The organism is Collinsella sp. AM28-11LB (assembly GCF_003469895.1).
Lineage (GTDB): Bacteria > Actinomycetota > Coriobacteriia > Coriobacteriales > Coriobacteriaceae > Collinsella.
The window spans coordinates 160675-174288 of the sequence record NZ_QSKJ01000002.1 but is presented as its reverse complement, the minus strand read 5'-3'; the positions used below and the strand labels follow the sequence as shown (position 1 = coordinate 174288).

The following is a 13614-nucleotide window of genomic DNA, read 5'->3' as shown; positions in this document are numbered from 1 at the left end:
CGTATGAATAAGATCTTCGACAACAAGCAGGAGTTTACCGAGCTCTATCGCGATGCCGTCATGAGCATTAGCGGCAAGAGCGTCGAGGCCGCCAGCGACCTCGACCGCTTTAACGCCCTGGCCAAGCTCGTGGCCGAGAAGGCGCGCACCGTTGCCACCAAGAGTGACGCCCGCGTCACCGCCGAGGGCAAAAAGCGCGTGTACTACTTCTCGATCGAGTTTTTGATCGGCCGCCTGCTCGACAACTACCTGCTCAACTTTGGCGTGCGCGACATGGTCGCCGAGGCGCTCGACGACATGGGCTTTGACCTGTCCGTCATCGAGAACCAGGAGCCCGATCCGGCCCTGGGCAACGGTGGCCTGGGTCGTCTGGCCGCGTGCTTCCTGGATTCCATGGCAGCCGAGGGCATTGCCGGCTACGGCAACGGCATGCGCTACCGCTACGGCCTGTTTAAGCAGGAGATCGTCAACGGCAGCCAGGTCGAGGCCACCGACGAGTGGCTCACCCACGGCTATCCTTGGGAAGTCCGTCGTCAGGACAAGGCCGTGACCATTAAGTTTGGCGGCCGCGTCGAGGGCTTTGAGGAGAACGGCCGCACGTTCTACCGCACGGTAGACACGCAGGACATCCTGGCCGTCCCCTATGACATCCCCGTTGTGGGCTATGCCGGCGAGACCGTCAACAAGCTGCGCGTCTGGGCTGCCGAGCCGGTCGAGGAGCACTTCGATCTGGAGGCCTTCAACCGCGGCGACTACGCCCTGGCCGACGCCGAGCGCGCCGAGGCCGAGGCCATCAGCGCCATCCTCTACCCCAACGACGCCGGCGAGCACGGCCGTCTGCTGCGCCTGAAGCAGGAGTACCTGTTTGTCTCGGCCGGCATCTACAGCCTGCTCGACACCTTTGAGAAGGAGCACGGCGAGAACTGGGAGCTGCTGCCGCAGTTTGTGGCCATCCACACCAACGACACGCACCCCGCCATGTGCGGCCCCGAGCTCATGCGCATCCTCATCGACGAGAAGAAGCTCGAGTGGGACGACGCCTGGAACATCGTGACGCAGGTCGTGAGCTACACCAACCACACCATCCTGCCCGAGGCTCTGGAGAAGTGGCCCATCGGCACGTTCTCCAAGCTCCTCCCCCGCGTGTACCAGATCATCGACGAGATCAGCCGTCGTTGGCACGAGTCGTTCGACACCACGCAGGAGGGCTGGCAGGAGCGTCTGCGCCAGACCGCCATTCTGTGGGACGGCGAGATTCGCATGGCCAACCTGTCTGTGATCTGCAGCCACAGCGTCAACGGCGTGGCCAAGATCCACTCCGACATCATCAAGAACATCGTGCTCAAGGACTTCTATGCCCTGACGCCCGAGAAGTTCAACAACAAGACCAACGGCATCTCGCACCGTCGCTTCTTTGCCGAGGCCAACCCCACCTATGCCAAGCTCGTGACCGATGCCATTGGCGATGGCTGGCTCAAGGACGCCTTTGAGCTGGAGAAACTAAAAGAGTTCCAGAACGACACCGAGTTCCTGAAGGCCGTGGGTGCCTCCAAGCGCGCCAACAAGGAGCGTCTGGCCGCCTACGTTAAGGCCGAGACCGGTCTGGTCATTGACCCCAACACCGTCTTCGACGTTCAGGTAAAGCGCTTCCATGCCTACAAGCGCCAGCTCATGAACATCATGAAGGTGATGGACATCTACAACCGTCGCATCGCCGATCCCAACTTCCACGTGACGCCGACGACCTTCATCTTTAGCGGCAAGGCAGCCTCGAGCTACACCTTTGCCAAGGAGACCATCCGCCTCATTAACTCCGTGGCCGACGTCATCAACAATGATGCACGCGTCAACGAGGTCATGAAGGTCTGCTTTATCCCCAACTTCCGTGTGAGCAACGCCCAGCTCATCTACCCCGCCGCCGAGATCTCGGAGCAGATTTCCACGGCCGGCAAGGAGGCCTCGGGCACGTCCAACATGAAGCTCATGATGAACGGCGCCATTACGCTGGGCACCCTCGACGGCGCCAACATCGAGATCGCCGACCTGGCCGGCCGCGAGAACGAGGCCATCTTTGGCCTGACCGCCCCCGAGGTCGAGCAGCTGTGGGCATCGAACAGCTACTTTGCTTGGGATACGCTCAACAACGATCGCGAGCGTCTGGGCCGCGTGATGGACGAGCTCAAGGACAACACCTTTGCGGGTCTTTCGGGCAACTTCGAGAGCATCTACAACGAGCTCATGAACAACAACGATCCCGACCTGGTCATGGCCGACTTCCGCAGCTACGTGGATGCGTGGGAAAAGCTCACTGACAGCTACGGTGACCAGGAGACCTGGAACCGCAAGGCTCTGCTCAACACCGCCTCGAGCGGCTGGTTCTCGAGCGACCGCACCATTCGCGAGTACCGCGACGAGATCTGGCACGCGTAAAGGCGCGCGAGTCCCCTTTGCCGCACGGCATTACTCGACGGGCGCGACCGAGCGCCGCGCCCGTCGCTAATGGGTTTAGGAACATCGATGACAGAAGGAGAGATCGATGAGTAAGAAAGAATGCATCGCGATGCTCCTCGCAGGAGGACAGGGCAGCCGATTGGGGGCACTTACCCAAAAGATCGCCAAGCCGGCGGTTAGCTTTGGTGGTAAGTTTCGCATTATCGACTTCTCTCTGTCCAACTGCTCCAACTCGGGCATCGACACGGTGGGCGTTCTGACGCAGTATCGCCCCTACCTACTGCATGCCTATGTGGGCTCTGGCGAGGCGTGGGATCTGGACAGCCGCGACGGTGGCGTGTCGATCCTGCCGCCGTACGAGACGCAGACCGGCGGCGCCTGGTATGCGGGCACGGCCGACGCCATTACGCAGAACCTCGACTACATCAAGACCAACGACCCCAAGTACGTCCTGATTCTTTCGGGCGATCACCTGTATCGCATGGACTACCGCAAGATGCTCAAGACGCACATTGAGAACAACGCCGACCTCACGGTGAGCGTTATGCCCGTACCGTGGGAGGAGGCCAGCCGCTTTGGCATCCTGACCACCGACCCCGAGGACGGCCGCATCACCAAGTTTACCGAGAAGCCCGAGAAGCCCGATTCGAACCTCGCGTCCATGGGCATCTACATCTTCTCGGCCGACGTGCTGATCGAGGCGCTCGAGGAGGACGCTCTGGATCAGCGCTCGAGCCACGACTTTGGCAAGGACATCATCCCCAAGCTGCTCGGCGAGAACAAGCGCCTGTACAGCTACGAGTTCCACGGTTTTTGGAAGGACGTCGGCACCATCGCCAGCTTCCACGAGACCTCGATGGACCTGCTGGGTAACAACCCCGAGTTCGATCTGTTTGACAAGAACTTCCCCATCATGTCCAACATCACCACGCGTCCGCCGCACTACATTGGCCCGGACGGCCGCCTGGACGACTGCCTGGTCTCCAACGGCTGCAAGATCTACGGCACCGCCCGCCACTCGATCCTTTCGACCGATGTCATCATCGAGGAGCGCGCTGTGGTCGAGGACTCCGTGTTGCTGCCGGGTGCGCACGTTAAGAGCGGCGCGCACATCTGCCGCGCTATTTTGGGCGAGAACTCCACGGTCGAAGAGGGCGTGAAGCTCGGCTCTGTCGATACCACCAAGGATACGGCCGTCGTTGGAAATGACGTCGTTATCGGGAAGGGGGAATGATCCGATGATCAATCGCAAGGCCATCGGCTATATCACCGCTAACTACTCTTCGACCTACGGCAGCGTGCTGCTCAAGGACCGCCCCATCGCGTCCGTTCCGTTTTTGGGCCGCTACCGCCTGATCGACTTTCCGCTGTCCAACATGATGAATGCCGGCATTAAGACCGTCGGCGTCGTCATGCCGGGCAACTACCGCTCGCTGATCGACCACGTGGGCTCGGGCAAGGACTGGGGCTTGGACCGCAAGAAAGGCGGCCTGTTCATGGTGCCCGGCAACGCGTATGGCACCACCAAGGGCGGCATGCGCTTCCTGCTGCGCGACATCATCTCCAACAAGACGCTGTTCCAGCGCTCGGACAAGCCCTATATTGTGATGATGGGCACCAACATCATCTTTAACATGGACCTCAACACCATCATCGAGGCGCACGAGAACTCCGGTGCCCAGATGACCGTTGTGTACTGCAAGGCCACGCGCAACGTTGATGACGAGACCAAGCTCGAGATTAACGAAAACGGCCGCCTGACGGGCGTGAGCGCCGGCGTCGTGTACGGCGACAACGCGTCTATGGACTGCTGCATCGTCAACCGCGAGACGCTGCTCGAGATTATCGACCACTACCAGGCCGCCGACTATCTGGACCTGCTCGAGGCAATCCAGGGCGACTTTGGCAACATCGACGTGTGCAGCTACGAGTACAAGGGCGAGGTCGTGGGCGTGTTTAGCGAGAAGTCGCTGTATCGCCGCAGCATGGACCTGCTCGACCAGACCGTGGCCGATCAGCTCTTCGATCCCGAGCGCCCGATCCTGACCAAGGCTCACGACGTGCCGCCTTCGCGTTATGCGACCGGCAGTCACGCGTGCAACTCGATCATCTCGGCCGGCTGCATCATCAAGGGCACCGTGCGCAATTCGATCCTGTCGCGCGGCGTTATGGTTGAGGAAGGTGCGTCGGTCACCAACTCGATCATCAACCAGAGCTGCATCATCAAGAGCGGCGCCCGCGTCGAGAATGCCATTCTGGACAAGAACAACGTGGTTCCCACCAACACCGAGCTTCGCGGCACGCCCGAGAACATCCTGGTGCTGGGCAAGGCTCCGTTAACTTCCGACACCACCATCGTACGTTAACGTTGGCACCGCAACATCGCTCGTAACATGTAGAATAGCCGCCCGGTTAGCGCCAGGCGGCTATTCTCGAATTGCAACATAGGAGACAATATGGCAGATTCCAGCAAAAAGATGCAGATCGTGTTTGCCTCGGCCGAGTGCGCACCGTTTGTTAAGACCGGTGGTCTGGGTGACGTGGCGGGCTCGCTGCCTGCGGCGCTCGTGCGCGCCGGCGCCGAGGTTATCGTGATGGTGCCCAAGTACGCCACCATCAAGGACGAGTACAAGGCGCAGATGGAGCACTTCTCCGACTTTTACGTAAGCCTGGGCTGGCGCAATGAGTACTGCGGTCTCGAGAAGCTCGAGCACGACGGCGTCACCTATATGTTCATCGACAACGAACGCTACTTTGCGCGCGACTATCCGTACGGCTTCTTTGACGACGGCGAGCGTTTTGCGTTCTTCTCCAAGGCCATCACCGAGAGTCTGCAGCACCTGCCGGCCGGCTTTGAGTGCGACATCCTGCACTGCAACGACTGGCAGACGGCACTGGCGCCCGTGTTTTTGCGCGAGTTCTACCAGGGCTTGCCGCTGTACGACCGCGTCAAGACCGTGTTCTCGATCCACAACGTGGCGTTCCAGGGCCAGTTTAGCGACACCGTGATGGAGGACATCCTGGGTGTGGCGCATATTCCCGCCGCCGCCTCGCAGCTGCGTTGCGACGCCTGCAGCGTCAACTACATGCTGGGCGCGCTGCGCTATGCCGACGCCATCACCACGGTGAGCCCCACCTATGCGGCCGAGATCCAGACGCCCGAGTTTGGCGAGGGCCTGGACGGTGTGCTGCGCGAGCGCTCCTATGCGCTGCAGGGCATTTTGAATGGCATCGACGTCGCGGGCTTTGACCCGGCGACCGACAAGCGCATTGCCGCCAACTACACCGTGGAGGACCGCACCGGCAAGGCCGTGTGCAAGGCCAAGCTGCAGGAAGAGCTGGGGCTTGAGGTGCGCGACGACCGCCCGCTCATGGTGATGGTCACGCGCCTGACGCGCCAAAAGGGCTTGGACCTAGTCATGTACGCGCTCGACCGCATTCTGGCCGGCGGCGTTCAGGTGGCCGTGCTGGGCACTGGCGACCGCGACTACGAGGACGGCCTGCGCTACTTCCAGCACAAGTACCCCGGCACCATGGCCGCGCGTATCGAGTTTGACCCGGCGCTGTCGCAGCGCATGTACGCCGCCGCCGACATGTTCCTGATGCCTTCGAAGTTTGAGCCCTGCGGTCTGTCGCAGATCATCGCCATGCGCTACGGCACCCTGCCTATCGTGCGCGAGACCGGTGGCCTGAAGGACACCGTGCGGCCGTACAACGAGTTTACCGGCGAGGGCACGGGCTTCTCGTTTAGAAACTTTAACGGAGATGAGATGGGCGACGCGGTGTTCCGCGCGGCGCGCCTGTTCTGGGATAACCGCGACGCTTGGAACCAGCTGGTCACGCAGGCCATGAGCCAGGACTTTAGCTGGACGCGCTCGGCCGACAAGTATCTGGACCTGTACTTCTTTATGCATCCGGAGATTGAGAGGCCGGCGGCTGTTGTGGAGGCTGCGGCTGAGAAGCCCGTGGCTGTTGAGGAGCCCAAGGCCGAGGAGAAGCCGGTTGAGGCTGAGCCCGCAAAGGCCGAGCCTGAGGTGAAGGCTGAGGTTGCTTCTGAGGCAGAGGCCGAGGTCAAGCCCGCTGCAAAGCCCGCAGCTAAGAAGACCACGACCCGCAAGACGACCGCCAAGAAGGCTACGACGACCAAGGCTGCTGCGTCTAAAACGACAGCTGCCAAGACAACGACCACGCGCAAGCGCACGACCGCCGCAGCCAAGAAGGCCGCTACGGCCAAGGCTACCCCGAAGAGTGCCGCAAAGCCCGCTGTCAAGGTCGAGGAAACCCCCGTCGAGCCCAAGGCCGAGACAGCTATCGAGACGAAGCCGGCCGCAAAGACCACCACGCGCAAGCGCAGCACGACGACGACCAAAAAGACCACGACTAAGGCCGCAGCTACCAAGACAGAGGCTAAGCCCGCTACCGTCAAAGAGGAGCCCAAGCCCGAGGTAAAGCCCGAGCCGGCACCGAAGGCGGCCGAGGTCAAGGCTAAGACCAAGGCTGCCCCGAAGGCAGAGGCTAAGCCCGAGCCTGCCAAGGAGACCCCGGTCTCCCCCGCCGCTCCGGCAGAGGAAAAGGCCCCGTCCAAGAAGACGTCCGTCCGCAAGGCCACGGCTGCCCGAAAGCGCCGCTAGCCCACAGACGATCCAAAACCTCATCAAACCCTAAGCAAGGGGCGCTCCAACCGGGCGCCCCTTTTCTGTAGAAAGTGGTAAAACGATTTTCTAGGACAACCGTTCGCCGATGATAAACGGATGTTGTTTATACACCCTGTGTACAACAGATATACTTACATCCTGTGCGTAAAGCCCATGGCCCGCAGGCCGTGATTCTATTGAACTGGACCGTACTATGAGATTGATACACAACAGCCGTCTGCCGCAGTTTCGCACTCCGTTTGGCGCTGTGACCACTGGAACTTCCGTTTCGCTGTCGGTAATTTTGGAGGATGCCGACCCCAACCAGGCAACGCTTACCCTGCGTACCTGGGTCGACGAGATCGGGGAAACTCTGTATCCCATGACGCACGAGGGCGACGGCATCTTCACCGCCGAGCTAGAGTGCACCGAGCCCTGTCTTATCTGGTACAGCTTTATATGCAATATCGAGGGCCAACCCGAGGTCCGCTTGGGCGCACCGCAGGGACGCACCGGCGGCGAGGGCGTAACCTACGACTACGCCGAAGTGCCGTCGTTCCAGATCACCGTCTACAAGCACCGCGAAGTTCGACCCAAGTGGTACGAGCGCGGTATGGTCTACCAGATCTTCCCCGATCGCTATGCCCGCGACGAGCACTGGCGCGAGCGCACGCTGGCCGAGGTCGGAAAGCCGCGTCGCGGCATTCAGCGCCGCATGGTCGAGGACTGGAACGAGCCGCCCGTATACGAGCGCGCCGAGGACGGCTCCATCAAGACCTGGGACTTTTACGGCGGATCGCTCAAGGGCATACAAGAAGACCTGCCTCGCATCGCCGAGCTGGGATTTACAGCCATCTACCTCAACCCCATTTTTGAAGCCGCGAGTAACCACCGCTACGACACCGCCGATTACACCAAGATCGATCCAATTCTGGGCACCGAACAGGACTTTACTGAGCTGTGCGAGGCGGCCGAGAAGCTGGGCATTTCCATCATTCTCGACGGTGTGTTCAACCACACGGGCGACGATTCGATCTACTTCAACCGCTACGGCAACTACCCCGGCGTGGGCGCGTGGCAGAGCGAGGATTCGCCGTGGCGCGATGCGTTTTATTTCCATGAGGACGGCTCGTACGACTGCTGGTGGGGCGTGGGCAATATGCCCGCCATCAATGAGAGCTCCGAACTGGTACGCGAGCGGCTCCTGGGCAAGGACGGCGTAATCCGTAAATGGCTACGTGCCGGCTCCCATGGCTGGCGTCTCGACGTGGCCGACGAGCTTTCCGATGACTTCCTGGCCGAGATCAAAAAGGCCGTGCTCGCCGAGAAGCCCGACGCGCTGTTGCTCGGCGAAGTCTGGGAAGACGCCTCCAACAAGATTAGCTACGGACATCTGCGCCGCTACCTGCAGGGCTCCGAGCTGGACTCTGCCATGGATTATCCCTTCCGCGACATGGTCATCGGCTTTTTGATGGGCTACAAGAATGCTTTCCAGGCAGCCGAGGATATCGAGACCCTGCGCGAGAATTATCCGCGCGAAGCCCTGTCCTGCGCGCTCAACCTGCTGTCGAGCCACGACCGCCCACGCATCATCTCGGTGCTCGGCGGTGGCCCCGACGAGTCGCAGCTACCCGAGTGCGAGCGCAGCAAGTGGCGCCTGGACGAAAACTCGATGGACCTGGCCAAGAGCCGTTTTTGGCTTGCAACGCTCATGCAGATGACGTTCCCCGGCGTGCCTTCGATTTACTATGGCGACGAGTACGGCCTTGAGGGCCTGACCGATCCGGGCAATCGCCGCACGCTGCCTTTAAAGGAAGACCTGCACGACTTCGATACACTCGCCATCCTTAAAAACGCCTCGGCCGTGCGCCGCGCCCTGCCGTTTATGGTTGACGGCGAGATCAAGGCCTTCGCGCTCAACGACGAGATACTAGCCTACACGCGCACCGGTAAAGACGGTGAGGCCGCAACGGTTATCATCAACCGCAGCCTGCGCAATTCACACCGTGTGACGATTCCGGCGCTCGGCGAATGCGCAAGCGACGTGATCAGCGGCCACGAGTGCGAAATCCACAACGATACCGTCACACTCGATCTGTATCCGCTGGGGTCGTCGATCATCTATCACCACGCCGAGCAACGTCTACAAGAGCCGCTTGATCACGGCGCGGGTGTCGTGTGCCATATCACCTCGGTGCCCAGCGACGATGGCAAGCCCGGTACGATCGGCGCTCCCACGCGTCGCTTTATCGACCATCTGGCCGCCATGGGCATGCGCTACTGGCAGGTCCTGCCCGTCAACCCGACGGATTTCTTCCGATCCCCTTACGCCGGTCCCTCGGCCTTTGCGGGCAATATCGATCTGCTGCCCGAAAGCCACGAGGAGCTGGCCGCCGACTTTGTTACCTGGAAGGCTCGCGGCGGTGAGGATGCCGACCCGCTGTACACGGCGTTTAAACATCGCAACGCCAACTGGCTCGAGAAGTACTGCGTTTACATGGCCGTTAAGAAGTACTTTGAGGGCGAGTCGCGCCACGATTGGCCGGCAGATGTCGCGCGCTACAACGAGCATCTGATTGACGACAAGCGTTTCCACGACGAGGCCGAGCTGCAGGCGTACATGCAGTACCGCTTTGACCTGGCCTGGTGCGAGCTTATGAACTATGCGCACAAGAAGGGTATCGAGGTCATCGGCGACATTCCTATGTATGTCTCGGACGATTCGGCCGATGCGTGGAGCGAGCCCGAGAACTTCTGGCTGTCCGATACCGGCAAGGCGATTGAGATTTCCGGTGCGCCGCCCGACAACTTTGCGCCCGAGGGCCAGGTGTGGGGCAACCCGACGTTCCAATGGGACCACATGAAGCAGAACGGCTATAACTGGTGGATGGATCGCCTGCGTCGCGCGTTCTCGCTCTACGACCGCGTGCGTCTGGATCACTTCCTGGGATTCCACAGCTACTTTAGTATTCCTGCGGGCAAGGCCTGCGCCGACGGTCGCTGGCTGGCGGGACCGGGCAAAGACCTGTTCCAGACCGCCTACGACGAGCTGGGTCCGCTCAACTTTATCGCTGAGGACTTGGGCTATCTGACGCCTGGCGTTCGCGCCATGGCTTTGACCTGCGGCTTCCCCGGCATGGATGTGCTGGAGTTTAGCGACTACGACGTCCGTTGCGGCGTGCACCCCACGCCTGGCAAGATCCTGTACACCTCGACGCACGATACGTCGACGTTGGCCGGGTGGTGCACGCGTTCCTTTGCGGGCGGCGATGGACCGAACGGTGTTGAGGTGGCGGCCAAGCTGATGGGCGACGCGCTGGCAAGTGATGCTCCCCTCGTGATGATGCCGCTGCAGGATGTCCTGGGGCTGGGCGACGATGCGCGCATGAACGTTCCGGGCGTGGCCACGGGCAACTGGACCTGGCAGGCTGACGAGGCCGACGTTGCGGCCGCCGAGGGCAAAACTGCGCAGCTCCTGCGCAACACCCATAGATTCTGGGGCGAGGCGTAATAAAACGCCCGATATAGGGTACAGTACAGACGTTTGAATTTTTGCGGGCAGAGTAATCTGCCCGCTTTGTGCTGAAAAGGAAGTATTATGGCGCGCTACGATTACAAGTGCTCGAGCTGCGGCAACGTGTTTGAGGTTGAGCATCCCATGTCCGAGACTCCCGAGGTCGTTTGCCCGAGCTGCGGCGCTCCGGCGGCCAAGACGTTCTCGGCCAACGGCATTAAATTTGAGGGCAGCGGTTTCTACAACACCGACCAGCGAAGCGGCGGCTCAAGCACCAGCGCCACCAGCGGCTGCTGCGCCAATTGCCCGCACAACCACTAACAGCCGAGCAACCAACCACACGCCAACATAAACACAAACGAGGGCGGCCTGCGACTACACCAGTCGCAGGCCGCCCTTTTTCGTAATGTCAACGCCTTTGCGCCAATGCGGTTTGGGTAGCTAAAATAGCCCCGTCCCAAATTAGCTACTTTGGCGGACCAGGCGGGCGCAGAAGTGGCCGTCGTAGGAGTCGGCGTTTACCGGCACGCTTTGGAAGAGGCCTCGGTCGTTTTGGCGTACAGAAACGAGCTTCTTGGCCTGCTCGAAGTCGGGCAGTTGCAGAATCTGTGCCCCGGAAAGCGGTGCCATGGCAAAGCCGGCACCCTCGGGAGAAGCAAGGAACGCGTCCACGACCTGCGTGTTCTCCTCGTCGAAGACCGAGCATGTCGCATAGATGAGTTCACCGCCGGCAGCCACGCGCACTGCTGCTTCCTTGAGCATTGCCAGCTGCAGCTTGGGCAACTCGGTCGTAACGTCATTCTCAGTTAGGCGCCATGGGATCTCGGGATGACGGCGCATGGTGCCGGTGCCCGAGCACGGTGCATCGATAAAGACCGTGTCGAACTTTACCGGCTCGCCAAGCATGGCATCAAACGATGTGAGCACCTCATCAAGCTCGCAAGCATCGCCCGAAACCGTACGAACGCCCTGAATACCGGCCTTATGCAGGCGAGCGAGATTCAGATCGCACTTGCGATCATGCAGATCGAGCGCCGTATGCTGACGCTCATAGCCCGCACGCTTGGCCTGGCACATCATCACATAGGTCTTGGTGCCACGGCCGGCGCCAATCTCAAGGCAACGCCCAGGACGGGTCGCCGCGGTCGCGATAAGCTGGGCATTGAGATCCGAGGCCACGGCCGCAGCGCGCTCAAACACGCCCGACGCAACCGTGACCTGCGCATCGACCGGAGCATGGCAGCCCGGGAAGACAGGCGCAACGAGCTGCGAGATATACGGATCGGGCTTAGTCGCAAACGCATTCTCGTGCAGGGCCAGCGGCGCGGGGGCCAGATTGCCGGCAAAGTTAAGCGCACCCTCTGGCGTGTCAAACGACGCCATAATGCGAACGCACAGCCAACGCGGCAGACCCATCAAGCGCGACAGACGGACCAAGCGCCGCTCAGACTCATCCACATCGGACGCAGTAGCAAAGTCCTCAACATTGTCCGCAACCTTGTGCAGCACGGCATTGGCCAAGCCAGCGGCGGACTTAGCACCGCAGCGAACCAGCTCAACACCCTGACTTACGGCAACGCGGCCAGGCGTATGCAGATAGAGCATCTCGAAGACCGAGATACGAAGCGCCATGCGAACACGCGGTGCAACCTTTTTGGGCTTATCGAGAAACTGGTCGAGCAGCTCATCCAAAATGCCCTGCGTGGCGGCAACGCCCAGCGCCAAGCGGGCAGCAAAAGCGGAATCGCGCTGGTCAATAGCCTTGGCCGATGCGCGAGAGGACAGCACGTCACGCGCATACATGCCGCGGCGGTCAGCTTCCATTAGCACATCGAGTGAAAGCTTGCGCGCAGGAGACAGCTTGCTCACGACAAAACACCCCAGATAAGATCAGCACCCTGCAGGCCAGCAGCCCAAGCAGAAGCGGCCATAGCACGCTTGCCATCGGGCTTAACTTCGAGCAACTCAACCGTGCCATCGGAAAGACCAAGGTAAACACGCTTGTTCTTAACGTCAACGGCGCCCTCTCCAAGCGACACATCAGCCGGCGCAGCATCGAGCACGCGCACGGTCTTACCGGCAATCACGCAACGAGCAGGCGCGGTATCGGACGAAGCCAGCACATGGCGCACGCAATCAAGCGCCGCCATGTGCGGATCCAGACGCATTTCCTGCTTAGAAATCTTGGCAGCATGAGTGACGAGCGCCTCATCCTGCTCAGTCCAAACAGCCGAACCATCGGCAAGCGAGGGAAGCGTATCGGCAAGCAACTTGCCGCCAAGCTCACCAAGCTCCATGGTCAAAGCCTCGGCATGCTTACCGGCGACTGGCGTAGAGGCCTGGGCGCAATAAGCGCCGGTATCCACGCCATGCCCAATGCGCATGATAGAAACGCCAGCCATCTCATCACCAGCGAGAATCGCACGCTGAATAGGAGCAGCCCCACGCCAACGAGGCAGCAGGGACGCATGAACATTCACAATACCGAGCGGCGCCATATGCAGCACCTCATCGGGCAAAATGCAGCCATAGGCAGCCACACAGAAAATGTCAGCCTGGGCAGCCCGGAGCGCCTCAATAACCTCCGGCGTCATACGATTAGCTTCAATAACCGGCAACCCCAGCTCAAGCGACTTAGCCTTAACAGGAGACGGCTCCAGCTTCTTACCACGTCCGCGAACAGCATCAGGACGAGTAATTACGAGCGCAATATCATTGCCAGCCTCAACAAGCGAAGTCAGCGAAGGCACAGCAAAATCAGGCGTACCCATAAACACAATACGCATAAAAGTTAGTCTCCTCTCAATAACGAGCCGAGACGGCTACAAAAAAGCGTTCCAGGTCGCAAGCGCACCCAGCCGCAAGAACAGTTCAACAAAGACAAATATACCCAAAAACAAAGAAAGAGCCGCATAAAAGCAGCCCTCCCAACAAAGCACCTATCAGCGAAGACGCCCTTCCCTGGCCCGACGGCACCCGGGCGAGTCAAGCAGCGTCAACGTAGTCCCCGGGGCG

The 13614-nt window shown here is 60.6% G+C and carries 8 protein-coding genes; 6 read left to right on the top strand and 2 right to left on the bottom strand.

The genetic code is table 11. From position 1 onward, the window contains the following. Window positions 1-3 precede the first annotated feature (3 nt). The 6 genes from DW732_RS02685 to DW732_RS02660 all read left to right on the top strand — a co-directional run bounded on the left by DW732_RS02685 (window position 4) and on the right by DW732_RS02660 (window position 10920). Complete coding sequence (locus DW732_RS02685) at window positions 4-2430, top strand: glycogen/starch/alpha-glucan phosphorylase (protein ID WP_118098564.1); 2427 nt, start codon at window positions 4-6, stop codon at window positions 2428-2430. A gap of 106 nt (window positions 2431-2536) precedes the next feature. Continuing rightward, window positions 2537-3685, top strand: coding sequence for a glucose-1-phosphate adenylyltransferase (locus DW732_RS02680; RefSeq protein WP_117762940.1), 1149 nt, complete (start codon window positions 2537-2539; stop codon window positions 3683-3685). A 4-nt stretch (window positions 3686-3689) separates the two neighbouring features. Further along, complete coding sequence (gene glgD / locus DW732_RS02675) at window positions 3690-4817, top strand: glucose-1-phosphate adenylyltransferase subunit GlgD (protein ID WP_118098562.1); 1128 nt, start codon at window positions 3690-3692, stop codon at window positions 4815-4817. A 90-nt stretch (window positions 4818-4907) separates the two neighbouring features. Next, window positions 4908-7082, top strand: coding sequence for a glycogen synthase GlgA (glgA, locus tag DW732_RS02670; protein WP_199569713.1), 2175 nt, complete (start codon window positions 4908-4910; stop codon window positions 7080-7082). A gap of 217 nt (window positions 7083-7299) precedes the next feature. Then, window positions 7300-10596, top strand: a complete 3297-nt coding sequence (locus DW732_RS02665) for a 4-alpha-glucanotransferase (protein ID WP_118098560.1) — start codon at window positions 7300-7302, stop codon at window positions 10594-10596. A gap of 87 nt (window positions 10597-10683) precedes the next feature. Continuing rightward, on the top strand, window positions 10684-10920 hold the full coding sequence (locus tag DW732_RS02660) for an FmdB family zinc ribbon protein (RefSeq protein WP_117735090.1): 237 nt from the start codon (window positions 10684-10686) through the stop codon (window positions 10918-10920). Between the two features lie 141 nt (window positions 10921-11061). Here the strand turns inward: DW732_RS02660 and DW732_RS02655 are convergent, their stop codons facing one another. Both DW732_RS02655 and fmt read right to left on the bottom strand, forming a co-directional pair. Then, window positions 11062-12468: an RsmB/NOP family class I SAM-dependent RNA methyltransferase gene (locus tag DW732_RS02655; RefSeq protein ID WP_233539333.1), complete on the bottom strand. Its 1407-nt coding sequence runs from the start codon at window positions 12466-12468 to the stop codon at window positions 11062-11064. After that, window positions 12465-13385 (bottom strand): methionyl-tRNA formyltransferase, encoded by a 921-nt coding sequence (fmt, locus tag DW732_RS02650; protein WP_118098558.1) that lies wholly within the window; start codon window positions 13383-13385, stop codon window positions 12465-12467. The genes DW732_RS02655 and fmt overlap by 4 nt, the downstream gene beginning before the upstream one ends. Window positions 13386-13614 lie beyond the last annotated feature (229 nt).

Excerpts from the sequence above, each read along its gene's own strand:
- glgA (WP_199569713.1), top strand. The coding sequence starts at position 4,908 with ATGGCAGATTCCAGCAAAAAGATGCAGATCGTGTTTGCCTCGGCCGAG.
- DW732_RS02660 (WP_117735090.1), top strand. The coding sequence starts at position 10,684 with ATGGCGCGCTACGATTACAAGTGCTCGAGCTGCGGCAACGTGTTTGAG.
- fmt (WP_118098558.1), bottom strand. The coding sequence starts at position 13,385 with ATGCGTATTGTGTTTATGGGTACGCCTGATTTTGCTGTGCCTTCGCTG.
- DW732_RS02680 (WP_117762940.1), top strand. The coding sequence starts at position 2,537 with ATGAGTAAGAAAGAATGCATCGCGATGCTCCTCGCAGGAGGACAGGGC.
- glgD (WP_118098562.1), top strand. The coding sequence starts at position 3,690 with ATGATCAATCGCAAGGCCATCGGCTATATCACCGCTAACTACTCTTCG.
- DW732_RS02685 (WP_118098564.1), top strand. The coding sequence starts at position 4 with ATGAATAAGATCTTCGACAACAAGCAGGAGTTTACCGAGCTCTATCGC.
- DW732_RS02665 (WP_118098560.1), top strand. The coding sequence starts at position 7,300 with ATGAGATTGATACACAACAGCCGTCTGCCGCAGTTTCGCACTCCGTTT.